The sequence below is a fragment of the Kribbella sp. NPDC005582 genome (assembly GCF_040605415.1).
In the GTDB taxonomy this organism is placed as follows: domain Bacteria; phylum Actinomycetota; class Actinomycetes; order Propionibacteriales; family Kribbellaceae; genus Kribbella.
The window spans coordinates 1-18,675 of record NZ_JBEXCU010000009.1 but is presented as its reverse complement, the minus strand read 5'-3'; the positions used below and the strand labels follow the sequence as shown (position 1 = coordinate 18,675).

Below are 18,675 nucleotides of genomic sequence, written 5' to 3'. Positions count from 1 at the left end.
TGATGGCCATCACCACCTCGGCCGCGCAAGCGCCGACCGATGCCGCACGACGGCGTCGGATCCTGCCGCCGATGACGTTGAAACTGGGAATCGGTCTGGGGCTGACCGGCCTGATCACGTTGTTCGGGCTGATCGGCCCGTTGCTGGTCGGCGATCCGTCGGCCGTCCGGGACATCGGCCTGACGCCGCCGGGGAACGGCTTCCTGCTGGGTACGACGCAGACCGGTCAGGACGTGTTCGCCCAGCTCGCGCACGCGACTCGCGGGTCGCTGACCATCGGCGTCGTGGTCGGTGCGATCACGCTGGTGCTGTCGGCGTTCTTCGGGGTGGTCGGTGCGTTCGTCGGCGGCTGGGTCGACGAGGCGTTCTCGCTCTTCACCAACGTCATGCTGGTGATCCCGGGGCTGCCGCTCGTGATCGTCATCTCGAGCTACGTTCCGGACAAGTCGGTCTGGCTGGTTGCCGTCGTACTGGCTGTCACGAGTTGGGCCGGATCGGCGCGCGTACTGCGGGGGTTCACGCTCAGCGTGCGTAGCCGGGACTACGTGCTCGCGTCACGGGTGAGCGGTGAGCGGCGCTGGCGGATCCTGCTGGTCGAGATCTTGCCGAACCTGATCCCGTTGCTGGCCTCGCAGGTCGTCTTCGCGGTGATCTTCGCGATCCTCGGTGAGGCCGGCCTGTCCTTCCTGGGCCTTGGCGCCTCCGGATCGTTCACCTGGGGAACGATGCTTTTCTACGCGCAGAACGGATTGTCGCTGCGGCTCGGCGCGTGGTGGTGGTTCGTCCCGCCGGGCCTGGCGATCGCGCTCTTCGGCGCCGCGTTGTCGCTGATCAACTTCTCGATCGACGAGATCATCAACCCGAAGCTGCGCTCGCAGACCCGCGCCGACCGCAAGCGCTGGAGCATGACCCGCGAGCAGCTCAAGCACGCCCGGGAGGAAACAGCATGACCGCCCACCCCGTGCTGACGATCGAAAATCTCAGTGTCGACTATCTCGCCGAGACCACGGTGGAAGCGGTTCGGGACGTGTCCCTGGAGTTGTACCGCGGGGAGATCCTCGGCCTCGCGGGCGAGAGCGGCTGCGGCAAGTCGACCCTCGCGTACGCGATCACGCGGCTGCTCAAGCCACCGGCGTTCATCACCGCCGGCCGTGTCCTCTTCTCGTCGCGGGAGGGCTACGACCTCGATCTGTCGGAGCTCAACGGCGACGACCTGCGCGCGTTCCGCTGGGACAAGATCGCGATGGTGTTCCAGGGCGCGATGAACTCCCTGAACCCGGTACTGCGGATCTCCGAGCAACTGGAAGACGTCTTCAGTACGCATCGGCCGGGAATGACGAAGACCGAGCGCCGCCAGCGCGCCGGGGACCTGCTCGAACGCGTCGGCGTCGACCGCCAGCGCCTTCGCGCCTATCCGCACGAACTGTCGGGCGGGATGCGGCAACGCGTCATGATCGCGATGGCGCTCGCCCTCGAACCGCAGGTGCTGGTGATGGACGAGCCGACCACCGCGCTCGACGTGGTGGTGCAGCGCGAGATCCTGCAGGAGATCACCGAGCTGCGGTCGGAGCTCGGTTTCGCGGTCATCTTCATCACGCACGACCTGCCGCTGCTGCTCGAGATCAGCGATCGGATCGCAGTCATGCGGACGGGCCGGATCGTCGAGCTGGACGCAGCGCCGGTCCTGTACACCCAGCCGAAACACCCGTACACACAGCGACTCCTGTCGTCGTTCCCCAGTCTCACCGGAGCTCGGGGCGACTTCGTCCGGACCGGATCGCTCGGGGCGGACACATCGTTGGACGAGACCGTGCCGGACCCGGAGGAGGTGGCGAGCTGATGACCGTGCTGGAGCTGCGGGACGTGGTCAAGGAGTACAGGTTGCACGGCGGTCTGCGCGCCGGGAAGCTACGCGCGGTCGACCAGGTGAGCTTCCGGCTGGAGCCCGGGCGAACGATCGCGCTGGTCGGTCAGTCCGGTTCGGGGAAGTCCACGATCGCCAAGCTGCTGATGCAGCTCGAACGGCCGACCGCCGGCGCGATCCTGGTCGACGACGAGCCGATGGTCTACCGGGGCCCACGGGCGGCGGCGTACCGGAAGGCCGTGCAGATGGTGTTCCAGGACCCGTTCGCCTCGCTGAATCCGTACCACACAGTCGGGCATCACTTGGCTCGTCCGATCCGCTTGCATCACCGCGGGCTGTCGCGCGGGCAGGTGGAACAGCGGGTGCTGGAGTTGCTGCGACGTGTACGGCTCGATCCCGCCGAGGACTTCGTGCAGCGCAAGCCGCACGAGTTGTCCGGTGGTCAGCGGCAGCGCGTCGCGATCGCCCGGGCGCTCGCGCCGTCGCCGGGGATCCTGGTCGCCGACGAGCCGGTCTCGATGCTCGACGTCTCGATCCGGCTCGGCGTGCTCAACCTGCTGGCGACTTTGCAGCGGGAGGAGAACCTCGGCGTCCTCTACATCACGCACGATCTGGCGACCGCGCGGCACTTCAGCGACGAAATCATGGTCCTGTACCGCGGCGAGGTGGTCGAGCACGGTCCGGCGGACGACGTGATTCTCAAGCCGCAGCACGAGTACACCCGGCTGCTGGCCGAGGCTGCGCCCGATCCCGAACGCCGTCTCGCGGAACTCCGGCGTTGACCGGCTCTGTCTACCCGTCCATCCGTCAGGAGCTTCACTTGCGCACCGACCCGATTCACGATGCCTGGACCGTCACCGCGTTACCGGCCACCGTGCCGGCCGGTGCGCCCGCCGCCGCGCGGGCTGCTGTGGTCCAGCCCGTACCGGCGCAGGTGCCGGGCAACGTTCACACCGATCTCTTGGCGGCCGGCATCATTCCGGATCCGTACCTCGATGCGAACGAGTCGGCGCTGCGGTGGATGTTCGGCGTCGACTGGCAGTACCGGCGTCCGCTCTCGCTGCGGCCCGCCGTACTGGGGGAGCGGGTCGAGCTGGTCTTCGACGGGCTCGACACCGTCGCGACGATCAAGCTCGGTGGCGCCGAGCTCGGGCGCACGGTGAACATGCATCGTTCGTACCGCTTCGACGTGACAACCCTTGCCGATGGCATCGAACGTGATCTGGTCGTCGACCTGGCCTCGGCGACCAAGTACGCCGCCGAGCAGCGGGACCGCTTGGGCAACCGGCCGAACCCGTACGGTACGCCGTTCCAGTTCGTCCGCAAGATGGCCTGCAGCTTCGGCTGGGACTGGGGACCGGACCTGCGCACGGCCGGAATCTGGAAGGGTGTTCGGGTCGAGCGCTGGCACACCGCACGGATCGCCCAGGTGCGCCCGCTGGTCTCGGTGGACCTCGGAGCCGACGGAGCGTTGGCGCCGCGTACGGCGGTCGCGCCCGGTCGCGTCGAGACACACGTAGAGATCGAGCGGGCCGGCGCTTCCGAGACGACGTTGGTGGTCAGCGCTGAGGTCGTCGCGGCCGGCCGAACTCACCGCGGTACGGCGACCATCGGGCTGGGCGAAACGTCGGCGGTGCTCGTGGTCGACGTACCGGAGGCGCCGGTGTGGTGGCCCGTCGAGTACGGCGAGCAGCCGCTGGCCGACCTGACGGTCACGATCACCGACGGCGACTCACCGCCGCTTGATCGGTGGGAGCGCCGGATCGGCTTCCGGACGGTCACGGTGGACACCTCCGAGGACGAGATCGGGTCGGCGTTCACGCTGGTCGTCAACGGCCGGTCGATCTTCGTCAAGGGCGTCAACTGGATCCCGGACGACCACTTCCTGCCGCGAATCACCCGCGAGCGGCTGGCCCGCCGACTCGAGCAGGCCGCCGGTGCGCACGTGAACCTGGTGCGGATCTGGGGCGGCGGGGTGTACGAGTCGGAGGACTTCTACTCGCTGTGTGATGAGCGAGGGCTCCTTGTCTGGCAGGACTTCTTGCTGGCTTGCGCCGCCTATCCGGAGGAGGAGCCGTTGCGCAGCGAGCTCGAGGCGGAGGCCCGGGAGAACATCGTCCGCCTGATGCCGCATCCGTCGCTTGCGGTGTGGAACGGCGGCAACGAGAACCTGTGGGGGCACGAGGACTGGGGCTGGAAGCTGTTCCTCTGGCGGCCGCTCGGGCGCAGTTTGAGCTGGGGCGAGTCCTACGCTCGCGAACTGCTGCCTGGGCTGGTGCGTGAACTCGATCCGACCCGGCCCTATACCGACAACAGCCCGTCGAGTCCTGGTCGCGTGCATCCCAACGATCCGGACCGCGGCACGCATCATCAGTGGGAGGTGTGGAACCGCGTCGACTACTCGGTGTACCGCAGTGAAGTGCCGCGGTTCTGCTCCGAGTTCGGCTTCCAGGGACCGCCGAACTGGCGCACCCTCGACGACTGGGTGCATCCGTCCCGCCCCGGTCCGCTGACCAAGACCGACCCGGTCTTCCTCGTGCATCAGAAGGCGGCGGACGGCAACGGCAAACTCGACCGCGGGATGGCGCCGCACCTCGGCGTACCGGACGACTTCACCGACTGGCACTGGGCGACGCAGCTCAACCAGGCGCGAGCTGTTGCCTACGGCATCGAACACTACCGGTCCTGGTGGCCGCGGACGGCGGGCTCGATCGTGTGGCAGCTCAACGACTGCTGGCCGGTCACGTCGTGGTCCGCGATCGACTCCGAGGAGCGACTCAAGCCGCTGTGGTTCGCCCTGCGGGACGCCTATGCGCCACGGTTGCTGACGGTGGTCGACCGGGACGGTGTGCTGTCGGTCGCGGTGGTCAACGACACGGACGAGCCCCTCGACGGCATGCTCGTGCTCAGTCGGCAGAAGTTCGACGGCGCCGTACTGGCCGAGGCATCGCTCCCGGTCGCGGTCGGGCCACGCGCCGTACAGGTGCTGCCGTTGAGTGGCGATGTAGCGGCCGCTGACGACGAGCGGCGGGAGACGTTGATCGGATCGCTGGGCGAGCTGTCGTTCGTGCACCTGTTCGTCGAGCCGGTGGCGGCCGAGCTCGATCCGGTGCCGCTCGATGCGCAGGTGGTCCGCACGGACAGCGGCTATCGCGTCGACGTCACCGCCCGCAGCCTCGCGATCGCCGTCCACCTGCACGCCGACCGCGTCGCCCCCGACGCGACCGTCGACCGCGGGCTCGTCGACCTACCCGCAGGCGGTACGGCGTCCTTCGTCGTGACGACAGCGTCACCCGATGTTGCCGTCGACCTCACCGCGCCGCCGTTCCTCCGAACCGCCAATGATCTAACGGCACAAGGACTTTTCGACGCGACCGCGGTGGGCACCGGGGAAGGAGACAATCAGCGAAAGAAGTGAGATCGATGGTTCTGCCGCAGTCCGTCAGCAACGCGGAGAAGCCGTGGACGGAACAGGAAGTAGCGCGTCTCGGCGAGTACGCCGAGCTCAACATCCCGCCCTGTGTGATCGGTATCAAGCTCGGCCGCCCCGAGATCGCCGTTCAGCAGAAGGCGACGGAGGCCGGCATCACGCTGCAACCAGCGCACCGACCTCCGTACGGCGGGTAAGCCGCTACGACCTGCGGGCGGCGCGGAGCAGCAGGGCTCCCGCCGCCGTCGCTACGGTGGCGCCGACGGCAGCGAGCGTGTTGCGGTGCCGGGACGACCAGAACTCGTAGCTGCGCGTGGTCGCGCGATCGTCGAAGGCGCCGTGCGATCCGAAGTCGCGGTCCGCGTCGGCGGGATGCCAGAGGTTCTCGGCATCCGGCTTCTTGAGCTGGTCGGTCTGCTGGGACTTGTAGCCAGTACGTCCCAGATAGTGATCCAGAAGGCCGGGCGCGAACTTGTTGGCGATCAAGGTGGCCATCGTGGGACCACCGATCCAGTACTCGCGGCGGCGCGGATGGTCGGCCGCGAAGACGACGGCGTCAGCGGCCACCTCCGGCTGGAAGATCGGCGGCACGGGCTGCGGGTGATGCGGTAGCCGGGACAGCACCCACGAGAACTGCGGTGTGTTGACGGCCGGCATCTGCACCATCGTCACGTGCACGTTCGCCTTGTCGTGCAGCAGTTCGGAGCGCAGCGAATCGTGGAACCCCTGGATCGCGTGCTTGGCCCCGCAGTACGCCGACTGCAGCGGAATCCCGCGGTACGCCAGCGCCGACCCGACCTGGACGATCGTGCCGCGATCACGCGGTTTCATCCGGTCCAGCGCGGCCCGGGTGCCGTAGACGTAGCCGAGGTACGACACCTCAGTCGCTCGTTTGAACTCCTTCGGCTCGATCTCGGTGAACGGCGCGAACACCGTCGTGAACGCGACGTTGACCCAGACATCGATCGGGCCCAACTCGTCCTCGACCCGGGCCGCGGCCGCCTCGACGGCGTCGTACTCCGCGACATCCACCGGGATGGTCAACGCCGTACCGCCGGCCGCCTCGACCTCGCGAGCGGCGGCCCGGAGGCCTTCCTCACCACGCGCCAGCAGCGCCACCTTCGCACCGCGTCGCGCGAACGCGACCGCGCTCGCGCGGCCGATTCCTGCACTGGCACCTGTCACCACCACAACCTGGGTCATGGCGGCCCAGTACCCACCCCCTCGACGTGTACGCCGGGCCGGGCGCGGGAACGGGAAGTGAATGCGACTGACCGAGACAGCAGATGTGTGGTGGAAGAACGCGGTGATCTACTGCCTCGATGTCGAGACTTTCTTCGACACCGACGGTGATGGATCGGGTGATCTACGCGGCGTGGGCCAGCGGATCGACCATCTGGCCGATCTGGGGGTGACCTGTCTGTGGTTGATGCCGTTCTATCCGACGCCGGATCGCGACGACGGGTACGACATCACCGACTTCTACGGTGTCGACCCGCGGCTGGGCACGCACGGTGACCTGGTCGAGCTGCTCACGCTCGCCCAGGACCGCGGTATCCGGGTGATCGCGGACCTGGTCGTCAACCACACCTCGGACCAGCACCCGTGGTTCCAGAGCGCTCGCTCGTCGCGGGAGTCGCCGTACCGGGGGTGGTACGTGTGGCGGGACGAGCCACCGGCGAACCAGCACGAGGGCATCGTGTTCCCGGACCAGGAGACGAGCCTGTGGCAGTACGACGAGGAGGCCGGCCAGTACTACCTGCATCAGTTCTACAAGCATCAGCCGGACCTCGATATCGCCAACCGCGAGGTGCGCGAGGAGATCCAGCGGGTGATCGGCTTCTGGTCGGAGGTCGGAATCTCCGGGTTCCGGGTGGACGCCGTACCGTTCCTGCTCGACACCTCCGGCGCGGTGGATGCCGGCAACCTGCCCGATCCGCACGACTACCTGCGCGACCTGCGGGCGTTCCTCGAGCGCCGGCGCAGTCAGTCGATGCTGCTCGGCGAGGTGAACCTCGAGTATCCCGACGTCCGGCGCTTCTTCGGTGACGAGGACGGCGACGAGCTCACGATGTGTTTCGACTTCATCGGGATGCAGAAGCTGTACCTGTCGCTGGCGCGCAACGATCCGGCCGAGCTGGTGAAGTCGCTGCGCGAGCGTCCGCCGGCCGCCGAACAGGGGCAGTGGGGCACCTTCGTGCGCAACCATGACGAGCTCACCCTGGACAAGCTGTCCGACGCGGAGCGGCAGGAGGTGTTCGACGCGTTCGGCCCGGACAAGGACATGCAGCTCTACGGCCGTGGTCTGCGGCGACGCCTGCCGCCGATGCTCGGCAACAACCAGGCGCGGCTCAAGATGGTCTACAGCCTGCTCTTCTCACTCCCTGGTACGCCGGTGCTGTTCTACGGCGAGGAGATCGGGATGGGGGAGAACTTGGCGATCGAAGGCCGACAGGCTGTCCGGACTCCGATGCAGTGGACCGCCGGCCCGAACGGCGGCTTCTCCACGGCCGACCCGTCGAAGCTCGCCGCTCCCGTCACCGAGGGGGAGTTCGGTCCCGAGAACGTCAACGTGGCCGCTCAACGCCGCGACCCCGACTCGCTGCTGAACTGGATCAAGCTGCTCGTACGGCGCTATCGCGAGTGCCCGGAACTGTCGTGGGGCGAGTGCACGATTCTCGATCACGATGCGCCTACGGTCTTCGCGCATCGATCGGAGTACGAGGACGGCGTCATGATCACCGCGCACAACTTCGGCGCGGAAGCGGCTCAGGTCACGCTGAAGATCGCCGACGACGCAGGTGAGCTCAGCGCGGTCGATGTCCTGCGCGACAGCACCACCAAGCTCACGGACGAAGGAACGCTGGAGTTGGAGCTGGAACCCTACGCTGCCCGCTGGCTACGTATCGTCAGCCCGGTCGACCGCTACCTCATCTGACTTCCGGCGGACGCCGAGCGGAATCAGCCACCAGAACGTCACGAACCAGATCAAGATGCCGGCCACGATGCAGAACGCGACCGGACGGGACAGGACGACGTCGAGCGCGAGCAGTACGCCGCCGGCCATCGCCGCGACCAGGAAGGCGAGTCCGGCCTGGGCCAGCCGGTCGGCGGCGATGACCAGGCGGTCGCGCAGACCCTGGCGATGCACGATCCGGTGGAACGACACCGGCGCCAGGAAGAGGGCGACCGCCAGTGCGGAGGCGATCAGCGTGCCGGCGTACACGAGGTGGGTGAACTGGTCGGCCGCCTGGAACTGGCCCTGGAAGCCGATGCTGAGCAGGAACGCGAACAGGATCTGCGTCCCGGTCTGGGCCAGGCGCAGTTCTTGCAGCAGTTCGTTCCAGTGCCGGTCGAGGCGCTCGCCGGAGTCCTCGTCCTTGCGCGTGTACGGAGCAGGTCGGCGCGTCATGGCACCTCAATACCCTCAGACGAGCTGCGGCAAGCCCCTTGACCGCCGGAACAGCCGTACGGCGATCAGACAGCTGACCGCGATGACCGCGACCAGGACGAGCCGGTCGGGGAAGGTCTTGGCGCGGGTGAGCAGGCCGAAGAGCGAGTGGCCGACGAGTGTCGCACCGAGCGCGGCGATCCGGTGCCGCTCGCTCCAGGCCACGGCCGCGCTCCAGCGGGCGAGCTGACGAACGGTGCCGACCGCGATGACCGCGGCCACCACCATTGGCACCAGCACCCAGTTGCCGTGGGTGAACGACGACTGGCGGGCGTCCCCGAGCGGGAAGAGCAGAGCCAGGAAGAGGAGGGTGGCGACCCCGCAGAGCGCGCCGACCAGAGCGGGCGGCGGTACCGAGGCCGCGGCCTGCACGCTCAGCGCGCGCCGCGGCAGGATCCGCAGCGCGACGAACCCGAGGACGACGATCAGCCCGAGCACGGTCAGGATCGCAGCCGCGGACATCTGGTAGCCGGGGTCCTCGGACAACGGCACCGCCAGTCGCAGCAGTACGGCTCCGAGGACGGTCACGAACCCGGTCAGCACCATCCCGCCACGGCGCAGGTACGGCTGCTTGCCGACCCCGCGGAACAGCAGTTCGACCAGGGCGATCGGCACGACCACGCTGAAGACCACGTGGTACGGCAGATTGAGTTCCGTGTACGTCGTGTTGATCCCGAACCAGCGCGGTCCCCACTCGGCGGCGCCGTACAGGTGGGGGCTGGTCAGGCTCTGCAGGGCGAGCCCTTCCTCCAGCAGGCCGTAACAGACCCCGAGCAACGCGATCGTCGGCCAGCCGCCGCCGACCCGACGGGCCAGCTCCCGGATCAACAGGGCGCCGGCGCCGTAGATCGGGATGTACATAAGGACCAGATAGAGCATCCGGACCGGCACGGTTCCGAGGGCGAACTCCGCGATCAGCGGCGTGATCACGACCAGCGTCCAGGCTGCCTTCCCCGACCGAGGCTCGCGTGGCTGCTTCGGCGGTCGCGGGAAGGCCGCGCGGACCGGCCGGAGGTTGGTGATGACGACCAGCGTTGCCAGCAGCAACCATTGGACCACCTGGACGCCGCGCAACCACAGCGGATACGCACCGGTCGCGAGGAGGTAGCTGACGGCAACAAGTCCGGCGATCGCCAGCGTCCGCACCCGGACATAGGCGCCCCGCCGCCCGCGCCGCATCCGCCGGGCGAGGAAGACGTAGAACGCCGCGATCACCAGCACCATCGACGCCCGGATCCAGATCGAGATCTCCAGCTCCTCAGCGGTCTTGGTGCTCCCCGCCGCGAGCTGGTAGTCCACGACCTTTCCCAGGAAGGCGACCGTGAGGACGGCGAAGAGTGCGCTCGCGGCCAGGTTGGCGAACAGCACGATCGTTGCCCGCCGCACCCAAGTGGCCGCGATCGGCGCCAGCGGCTCCGTTGTCTCCATACCGGCAACCTAGCGATCACGGTGGGTCGCCGGCATCAGACCAAAGTCGAACCAACTCTGAGCGTGGTGGTGCCCGAAAGGGCAACGATCCGCTTTGTGTCCCACCTGGCGCTTAGGATGATCCCCGCCTGATCCGGTGTAGGCCGGAACACAGTGGGAGGGGTCCCTTGAAGCTTCACGCCGCCGCGGTCGCTGCCGCCTGCGTCCTCACAGCTCTCACCGCCGCAAGTCCGGCCGTGGCCGCCGATCCGCCGCTCGCCGAAGGCGTTCTGCTCGGCCCGCGCCTGGAGCCCGACCCGGGCCTGCAGATCCTCGCGGCCACCCCCGACTACTACCTCACCGACTACGGCTACCCCACCGACCGCACGCCGGCGCCGTGGACCGTCCGCAGCACGACGGACGGCAGTGCGCAGGGCGAGTACCGGCGGCTGGACATCCAGATCCATCGCTCGCCGGAGATCGTCGGCGACTACGCCTTGGAGTGGAGTGCGACGGGCGTCGCGCCGCGCAAGCTCGGTACCGACGAGGTGCAGTTCATCGACGCCCCGGCCGGTAGCGAGGTCAGGAACGTTTATCCCGGCGGCATGCTGCTGGCCCGAGGAGACGCCTTCGTCCTGCGGACCTATGCGGGCGCCGAGACGCCGGTCGCCGGAGTCCAGACCGATGCCCAGGTCCTCGACCGCACCGACACGGCCTTCCTGCTCGGCTCGGCAAGTGGTCTGTTCGTGCTCGACCTGACCACCGGTACGGCGACGCAGGTAGCGACGCTCACGGGGCCGACGACCTGGGCGCAGCTCACGCCGGGCCGAGTGATCTGGCAGCTGGCGCACACCGACACGTCGACCACGCTCGCGTGGAAGAACCGGACCGGCACCGGCGATGGCACGGTCGTCGTACCGTACGGCCGGCCGCTGCTCCCGCTGGGTAACGATCTCGCGGTGCAGCTTCCGGACACCTACGAACTGGCCAAGATCGACGTCCAGAGCGGGACGGTGGTCAGAGATTTCGTCACCGGACTGCACGACGCCGAGGACCAGGGCAACGGCCGCCTGCTGGTCACCGCGCAGGCCCAGGTGGCGAGCGTCGGTGCGGATGGCGTGCTCCGGACGATCACCGAAACACCGCCGTTCCGCGGCCAGTCGGGCGAGGTGATGCTCGCGGGCGATCGCGTCGTCACGACGGTGTCGAGAGTCCCGCAGGACGGCGGCGACCAGGCATCCGACCGTCCGCTCGACCAGACCACCGATGGCGGCGCCACCTGGACCCGGTTGCCGATCAAGACCGACGACCAGCTCACCCCGCGACTGTCCACCGACGCGATGCTCGCCTACCGCCGTACGACGGAAGGCGCGGCGTACGACGCTGTCGTCGTCGACGAGCGCGGTGAGTTGAACCTGGGCCACGGCGACGCCCGGCTCGGACGGGGTGGCAAGCTGGCCGCCAGCGCCCCGAGCTTGAGTGGTGACCTCGAGGTGTACGACGTGGCGACGCGCAAGCGGATCGGCGGCTTCGACCAGTCGGTCGGCCTGTCCGGGTCGACGATCTGGCGCGGACCTGACCGCAACAACAACCTCGAAGCGATCTCCGGCGGCTTCTCGCACCAGGTCCGCGCCGGAGCCGGCTGCGGGACGCCGCAGAGCATCCAGGCGGCCGGCCGCTGGGTGGTCATCGACTGCACCGGCCCCGATCAGATCGTCGACAGCCAGGGCCAGATCCCGGTCCGCACGATCACGCTGGAGAAGGAGTGGAAGCTGGGCTTCAACTTCCTCGTCCAGCGACAGCCGTCGGCGCTGCGGCTCAAGGTCACGGATCTGAACACGCTGACGCTGCCCGAACGCTGGTACGGCCCGATCACCGGGTACTTCTGGAATCGGGCGTCGTTCGCTCCGGATGACGCGGACACCGCTCGGCTGATCTACAAGGACGTCAATCTCCAGCCCCGGATCGCCACCTTGGACTGGGTCGCGCCAACGCCCAACTTCGACGCCGACCAGGCGGCCCCGACGGTCACCATGGGCGATGCGGGTCCGCGCGTGCGCTCCGAGCCGAGCGTCACCTTCCGGTGGGCGTTCACGGATCCCGCGCCGGCCAGCGGCATCACCGAGTACGACGTTCGATACCAGGAGCGGCCGACGCCGACCGCGCCGTACGGCGAATGGGTAATGGGCTGGCCGATGCTGAGCAGCCAGATGAGCGGAGTGCAGTACACCGCAGCCCGGGGTGTCGACACCTGCTTCCAGGTCCGAGCGCGGGATCGTGCCGGCAACGAGAGCGCGTGGAGCCAGTCCTTCTGCTCCGAGTACGACGGTACGGCGCCGAAGCTGACCGCCGCGACGGCCGGAGGACCGCTGATCCTGACCGACACTGGCAAGTTCGAGTACACCTTCGCCGACAACAGCGGCGCGATCGCGTCGTACGACGTGGCGATGCGTGATGCCCCGGTGGGACGGGCTGCCGGCCCGTGGCAGTACCCCGCGGCGTGGCAAGCGACGAAGGCCAGTTCGGTCACCTGGAACACGGTGCCCGGCGTGGACCGGTGCTACCTGGTGCGGGCCCGCGATGCCGTGGGCAACGAATCGCCGTGGTCCGCGCCCACCTGTGCGATGGCGCCGCAGGACGATCGCACGCTGACCGCAGCCGGCACCTTCACCCGAACGGCGAACTCGACCGCCTACAAGGGGACCGTCACGACGCTGAAAGCAACCGGCGCGACGCTGACCAAGTCCGGCGAGGCAGGCGTGCGGGTCGCGTTGGTGACCTTCAACGGTCCCGGCCAAGGCAGCGTCGACGTCTACCACGCCGGTGTGAAGGTCGGCCGGGTCTCGCTGGCCTCGGCAACCGCCAAGCGAGCGATCACCACATTGCCGGTGACGCCGTACCGGGCCGGCGAGATCAAACTCGTCGCGGTCAGTGCTGCTCCGGTGACGATTGACGGAGTCGCCGTACTGCGTGGCTGAGGAGGGTTAAAAACAAGCGATTGATCCGGGCGCGACATCTTGCGCTTCTCCGGGACTGGATCTACTTTCGGTCAACCAATAGGAAACTTTCCTAACTGTTGGAAAGTGCAGCTTCCTTTCACCGCCCGGAGGACACCGCTGATGCCGTATCTACTTCGAGGGCTGACCGCTGCCGCGGTCGTTGCCTCTGCCTTGTTCGTGCCAACCGCTCTCAGTGCCTCCGCCGCGGAGACCCTGCTCTCGCAGGGCAAGCCCGCGACCGCCTCGTCGGTCGAGGGCACCGGGTTCGAGGCTGCCAAAGCCCTGGACGGGAATTCGTCCACCCGATGGGCCAGTGCCGAAGGACATGATCCCGAGTGGATCCGGGTCGACCTGGGGACCGCGGCGAACATCACGCGGGTCAAGCTGAACTGGGAAGCCGCTTACGGAAAGTCCTACAAGATCCAGACCTCGGCCGACGGTTCGACCGGCTGGACCGACGTCTTCTCGACCACGACCGGGAACGGCGCGATCGACGATCTGACGCTCTCGGGCAGCGGCCGGTACGTGCGCGTCTACGGCACCGCGCGCGGGACGGCGTACGGGTATTCGCTGTTCGACCTCGAGGTCTACGGCACCACGGGCAGCGACCCGGGCGACACCACGCCGCCGAGTACGCCGACCGGTCTCGCGGCCACGGGGACCACGTCGAGCAGCGTCTCGCTGGCGTGGAACGCCTCGACGGACAACGTCGGCGTCGCCGGGTATGTCGTCTACCGCAACGGCACCGAGGTCGCCACGACCGGAACCACGAGCTACACGGACACCGGCCGGACGGCGTCCACCAGCTACACGTACACGGTCAAGGCCCGTGATGCCGCGGGCAACCTTTCCGCGGTGAGCAACGCGGTGACGGCGACCACGCAGGCCGGTGGCGGCGGTGGAGTCGCCGTACCGTTCGGGAGCCACCAGTTCCCGTACGCCGCCGGCATCCTCAAGCCGACCGGCAGCCAGGCCACCCTCGACCAGAAGGTGGTCGACTACTACCAGCAGTGGAAGTCGGCCTTCGTCAAGCAGAACTGCGGCAACGGCTGGTACCAGATCATCTCGCCGGACGCCGATCACCCGTACGTCGCCGAGGCTCAGGGCTATGGCATGGTCATCACCGCGACCATGGCCGGCGCGGACCCGGCCGCGAAGACGATCTTCGACGGCCTGGTCAAGTACATGCTCGCGCACCCGTCGGTGAACAACGCCGACCTGCTCGCCGCCGAGCAGGACACCTCCTGCAAGAGCGTGAACGGCTCCGACAGCGCGACCGACGGTGACATGGATGTCGCCTACGGCCTCCTGCTGGCCGACAAGCAGTGGGGGAGCACCGGCACCTACAACTACAAGGCGCTCGCGATCAAGCACATCAACGCGATCAAGGCCAGCGAGATCAACCCGAGCACGAACCTGCTGACCTTCGGCGACTGGAGCCAGTCGGGTGACGCCACCTGGAACATGTCCCGGAGCTCGGACTGGATGGCCGACCACTTCCGTGCCTTCAAGACGGCCACCGGCAACTCGGCCTGGGACACCATCCGGGCCAAGCACCAGAGCGTGACGACGTCCCTGCAGAACAACTACGCGTCGACCACCGGCCTGCTGCCCGACTTCGTCATCAACACCAACTCGACCCCGAAGCCGGCCGCCGGTCAGGTCCTGGAGGACCCGAACGACGGACAGTTCTGGTGGAACGCCTGCCGTGACCCGTGGCGGATCGGCGCCGACGCGGTGACCAGTGGGGACAGCGCGTCGCTGGCCTCGGCCCGCAAGCTCAACAGCTGGATCAAGTCCAAGACCGGCGGTAACGCGAGCAGCATCGCCACCGGCTACAAGCTGAACGGTACGGCGATCCAGTCCGGTAGCGACGCCGCCTTCTTCGCGCCCTTCACCATCCCCGCGATGACGGACTCCGGCAGCCAGGCGTGGCTCGACGCGCTGTGGAACAAGATGCTGTCCACGCCCGTCGACACCAGCAGCTACTACGCAGCCAGCATCCAGCTGCAGGTCATGATCACCGCCACGCACAACCACTGGGTCCCGTAACCACGACTGCCCGCGCGGCCGGCCAACCACCTCAGCCGCGCGGGCAACGGGATCGTCACCAGGAACCGCTCACCCAGCTCGTCGGCCAGCTGCCGACCGCGCCGTGTGGGCGGTCGGTCTGTGCGGACGGGTCCGGTGGCGGCAGCTTCGGGCAGGGGTTCGGTCGGCCGGAGATCTGGGCCGCCAACTCGATCTGGTGGCGATAGGTGCCGACGTACGGGCGGGCGTATTTCGCGCAGTACGCCGTCATCCGGGAACCGTCCGGGTCAGCGGCGTCGTACCGGTCCCACTGCCTGGTGATGTAGAGGAAGGCCAGGGCGTCGCGCTCCTCGGCCGGTGCGTAGCCGGCGTCGGCCGCGGCGGCGATCGCCTCGGGCTGGTTGTGGAGGGCCGCCTGGACGACCTGTTCCCGAGCGATCCCCGGCGGCAGATTGCGCAGGGCCTGCCGGCTCCGCTCGACGAAGTCGGCCGGAGCCGGAAACTTGACGGCTTCGAGCAAGCCGCTGACGACCGCATAGCTCAGCTGTGGGGTCAGGTAGTCGGCGAGCTTGTCGAGGCGATCCTTCAGTACGGCGACGATCGCCTCCGGCGCATAGACCGCCTGGCCGCTGCGCTGTCGTTCGGTCGGCGGCAACGGAAAGTTCGGATTCGCCAAGATGATGCGGGTCAGGTCGGTCGGTACGCCGTCGTCCCACAACCGGACTTTGCTCGGATGCCCGTGTTTCTCGTTCTCCAGCGCCTCCCAGACCGCCTTGTCCAGCCGACCGAGCAGGTCGGGATGGGCGGTCTCGCTCAGCAGGCCCGCGAGATCGCTTCGGGCCTCCGCGTCGGTCGAGTGCAGCGCGGCGTCGATGAGCCACTCGGCCAGATCTCGGTGGCCGGTCCCGAACTTCGGCTCGGCGTGGCCGAAGTACTCCTTGATCCGGTCGTCGGTGAGCAGGAACCTCGTCACCGAATGGGGGAGGTCCGGCACCGGTCGATGGCGTTCCTGCTCCCCGGTCCGGCAGGCCTCCCTCAGTCCGTACAGGACGCGGTCCTGGAAGTCGCGGTCGCGCCATTCACCGAACGCGCGCAGGACCTCGTCGCGCGCTTCGTCGTCCGGTGGCGCGGACAGGATCCGGGCAGCCTGGACGAACGGTCGCCGGTCGGTGGTCCGGCGTACCTTCCGGCACAGCCACCAGGTCGAGCTGAAGTACTGCATAGCCGTCATTCTTCCCCGGCTCGGCCCCTTCGGTACCTAGACTCCTCAAATGCAGTACGCGAACGAGCAGGACCGGTACGACGCCATCCGCGCGAGCGCGGTGGCCAAACTTCGGTCGCGGCGCGCCGATCTCGCCGTACTGGAGGGTGAAGCGTTGGTCCGGAAGCTGACCGAAGAGGCGCTGGCCGAGTACTACACCGATCAGATCGCGGCGAACTACGCGTGGGACTACGTCGAGCGCGAGGTCCGCCGGGCGGTCGCCGAGGCGTAATGCAGGACGTCGGGAGCATCCTCGCGCAGCACCGCACGCCCGCGGAGCGCTTGGCGGCTCTCGAACGCAGCCACGCACCCGAACTCGCCTACGGACTGCATCCTGGCAACGACGAAGCGGCCGAGATCGCCGGCGCAGCGAGCTTCCTGCAGGTGATGAAGCGCAACTGGCGCGCTGAGCTGGCCAGCCGGGACGCGGGCAACCCGCCGCAGCGGCCGGGGTGGGAGGCCTTCCAGCGCGCGATGGACGCCTTCGTCCCGGAAGTTGAGCGCACCCAGCCGGTGTGGTTCCTGCAGGACAACGGCTATCAGGTCACCGGCGCCAACCAGGACGAGCTGAACGCGATCGCCGCTGCCCGCGAGCGCGCGCCGCGCGACGACCCGCAGCAGCAGCTCGGCATCACCTATCAGCGCGACACCATGTACGGGGTGCTGTCCGACGGCGCGATCTCCCGGCACACGGGCACCTTCGACTCCGGTACGACGGCCGACGCCGCTGCCGGCTGGGTCGATCACGTGGTCCGGGTTCAGGTGGATGCCGACGAACTCCGGATGCGGGTGACCGCGGTAGCCGGCGATCTGACCATGCAGGGGACGGTGCTGGACGGTCCGGTAGGCAACCGCGGGCTGCCGGTCGGGTCAGCGGCCGAGCTGCAGCTGGACCAGTCGACCGGTGAGCTGGCAATCAATGGGGAGAACGTCGGCGCCTGGAGCGGATCGTTCGAGACGTTCGGGTATCACCAGGGGCGGACCCGAGTGAACGAAGGCGCCGGTATGCACGTTCCCGGCGGTGGTACGCCGGAGGCGCGCAACCGCGGGCCGAGTCTCGCGGTCGACGATGTGCTGTTCGAGCGGATCCGGGACCTCTATACGAACGTAGAGGACCCTGAGCAGGGATACGCCCGAACGCTCGGGCCGACCCGGACCCGGCTCAACTTCAACGAAGCCGGGTGGGAGGTGCGGGTGCCGCCGTACCGGCGACTCGGTGGGGACGCGATGTTCACCGAAGCCGGGCACCCCGAGCGGGCGCCGTACAACCCGAATCTGCCGACGCCGGACTCGGTCGACGTCAGTAACCCCAGCTGGTACCGCGACATCACCAACGCGCTGCCGGACCGGTTCGTCGGCGGCCGATCGAGCAGCGCGACGCTGTACATGACGGCGGCGACCATGCTGGTGCACGAGGAACACTTGTCACTCGACGACGCGAAGGACGTGATGGCCTTCGGCGTCGCGGACATGGTGGTGAGTGGGGAGCACAGCATGCCGGAGTGCATGACCCCGGTCGTGCTCGCCGCGCACAGCTCGCAGCCCTGGCAGGAGACTCCGCTCAACCTCACCAAGGAGACGCCACCGCTGACCGCGTGGATGCATCTGGTGAGTCCGGAGACCAGGAACGAGATGCGTACAGAGGCTCGAGCGGCTCTGCAGCAAGTGCTGAGTAGTCCGTCGCCTGACCCGAAGGTGGTCACGGGGCTCACCATGGTGGTGAAGGCGACCAACGACTTCGAGCGGGACACCACGGAGCTCACGAAAGCGCTGAGTGCCGGCCTCAATCCGACCCCGGCCGCGGCCCAACGCGTCGCCGTCGCGGCGGATCCACGTCCGCGCGCGGCGGGCGCCGTACGGGAGAACGACCGGGACCGATAGGCCCGGAATGCCGCTGGGGACCCCGATTTGCATCCGGCTGGTGAATCACAGTAATGTTCTTCTTGTTGGGAGCGAGTGCAGGACGCGAAAGCGGCCGGACCTCCTGACCACCCCCGAAGGTACAGCAGCTGAAACGCGTCTCCGGACTCGGGTCGGCCGCTGAAACACGGGGAAACTGCGAAGAAAGTGGCCGATTTGACCGGCCGCGGACGGAACAGTAAAGTTTGGCGGGTTGCCCCGGAAGCCCTGAACCGTAAGGTTCGGCTGCGGTGTGCGTCCGATTCTTGAGAACTCAACAGCGTGCCGAAAGTCAATGCCGAAATTTAGCATTTACCCCGTGCAGACATCTTT

The 18,675-nt window shown here is 68.0% G+C and carries 14 protein-coding genes; 10 read left to right on the top strand and 4 right to left on the bottom strand.

Annotation, left to right across the window (positions count from 1 at the left end; genetic code table 11):
* Positions 1-2 precede the first annotated feature (2 nt).
* From ABZS29_RS35785 to ABZS29_RS35765, 5 genes are read left to right on the top strand one after another with little or no spacing between them, the layout of a single operon-like run.
* On the top strand, positions 3-950 hold the full coding sequence (locus tag ABZS29_RS35785; RefSeq protein WP_355469024.1) for an ABC transporter permease: 948 nt from the start codon (positions 3-5) through the stop codon (positions 948-950).
* Positions 947-1,840 (top strand): ABC transporter ATP-binding protein, encoded by an 894-nt coding sequence (locus tag ABZS29_RS35780; protein WP_355469023.1) that lies wholly within the window; start codon positions 947-949, stop codon positions 1,838-1,840. The genes ABZS29_RS35785 and ABZS29_RS35780 overlap by 4 nt, the downstream gene beginning before the upstream one ends.
* The gene (locus tag ABZS29_RS35775; RefSeq protein ID WP_355469021.1) at positions 1,840-2,646 is read left to right on the top strand and encodes an ATP-binding cassette domain-containing protein; all 807 of its coding nucleotides are present in this window, start codon (positions 1,840-1,842) and stop codon (positions 2,644-2,646) included. Before ABZS29_RS35780 ends, ABZS29_RS35775 begins: the two co-directional genes overlap by 1 nt.
* A 38-nt stretch (positions 2,647-2,684) precedes the next feature.
* Entirely contained in the window at positions 2,685-5,282 is a 2,598-nt protein-coding gene (locus ABZS29_RS35770) for a glycoside hydrolase family 2 protein (RefSeq protein WP_355469019.1), read from the top strand.
* A 5-nt stretch (positions 5,283-5,287) separates the two neighbouring features.
* A complete protein-coding gene (locus ABZS29_RS35765) occupies positions 5,288-5,491 on the top strand; it encodes a hypothetical protein (RefSeq protein WP_355469017.1) in 204 nt (67 codons plus the stop codon).
* Positions 5,492-5,495: 4 nt separating this feature from the next.
* On the opposite strand, the gene ABZS29_RS35760 is transcribed toward ABZS29_RS35765, so the two are convergent.
* Positions 5,496-6,497, bottom strand: coding sequence for an SDR family oxidoreductase (locus ABZS29_RS35760; RefSeq protein WP_355469015.1), 1,002 nt, complete (start codon positions 6,495-6,497; stop codon positions 5,496-5,498).
* 61 nt (positions 6,498-6,558) lie between these two features.
* On the opposite strand from ABZS29_RS35760, the gene ABZS29_RS35755 reads away from it, so the two are divergent.
* Entirely contained in the window at positions 6,559-8,232 is a 1,674-nt protein-coding gene (locus ABZS29_RS35755) for an alpha-amylase family protein (protein WP_355469013.1), read from the top strand.
* Here the strand turns inward: ABZS29_RS35755 and ABZS29_RS35750 are convergent.
* Positions 8,194-8,706: a DUF6328 family protein gene (locus ABZS29_RS35750; RefSeq protein ID WP_355469011.1), complete on the bottom strand. Its 513-nt coding sequence runs from the start codon at positions 8,704-8,706 to the stop codon at positions 8,194-8,196. The two genes, ABZS29_RS35755 and ABZS29_RS35750, sit on opposite strands and share 39 nt — an antisense overlap.
* A gap of 15 nt (positions 8,707-8,721) precedes the next feature.
* Complete coding sequence (locus tag ABZS29_RS35745; RefSeq protein ID WP_355469009.1) at positions 8,722-10,173, bottom strand: hypothetical protein; 1,452 nt, start codon at positions 10,171-10,173, stop codon at positions 8,722-8,724.
* 167 nt (positions 10,174-10,340) lie between these two features.
* Between ABZS29_RS35745 and ABZS29_RS35740 the strand changes: the two genes are divergently transcribed.
* Together ABZS29_RS35740 and ABZS29_RS35735 are read left to right on the top strand one after the other, a co-directional pair.
* Positions 10,341-13,130: a hypothetical protein gene (locus ABZS29_RS35740; protein WP_355469007.1), complete on the top strand. Its 2,790-nt coding sequence runs from the start codon at positions 10,341-10,343 to the stop codon at positions 13,128-13,130.
* Positions 13,131-13,271: 141 nt separating this feature from the next.
* On the top strand, positions 13,272-15,203 hold the full coding sequence (locus ABZS29_RS35735) for a glycosyl hydrolase family 8 (RefSeq protein ID WP_355469005.1): 1,932 nt from the start codon (positions 13,272-13,274) through the stop codon (positions 15,201-15,203).
* Between the two features lie 55 nt (positions 15,204-15,258).
* Here the strand turns inward: ABZS29_RS35735 and ABZS29_RS35730 are convergent, their stop codons facing one another.
* On the bottom strand, positions 15,259-16,404 hold the full coding sequence (locus ABZS29_RS35730) for a hypothetical protein (RefSeq protein WP_355469003.1): 1,146 nt from the start codon (positions 16,402-16,404) through the stop codon (positions 15,259-15,261).
* A gap of 49 nt (positions 16,405-16,453) precedes the next feature.
* On the opposite strand from ABZS29_RS35730, the gene ABZS29_RS35725 reads away from it, so the two are divergent.
* Together ABZS29_RS35725 and ABZS29_RS35720 are read left to right on the top strand one after the other, a co-directional pair.
* Positions 16,454-16,675: a hypothetical protein gene (locus tag ABZS29_RS35725; protein WP_355469001.1), complete on the top strand. Its 222-nt coding sequence runs from the start codon at positions 16,454-16,456 to the stop codon at positions 16,673-16,675.
* Positions 16,675-18,324: a hypothetical protein gene (locus ABZS29_RS35720; protein WP_355468999.1), complete on the top strand. Its 1,650-nt coding sequence runs from the start codon at positions 16,675-16,677 to the stop codon at positions 18,322-18,324. The genes ABZS29_RS35725 and ABZS29_RS35720 overlap by 1 nt, the downstream gene beginning before the upstream one ends.
* Positions 18,325-18,675 lie beyond the last annotated feature (351 nt).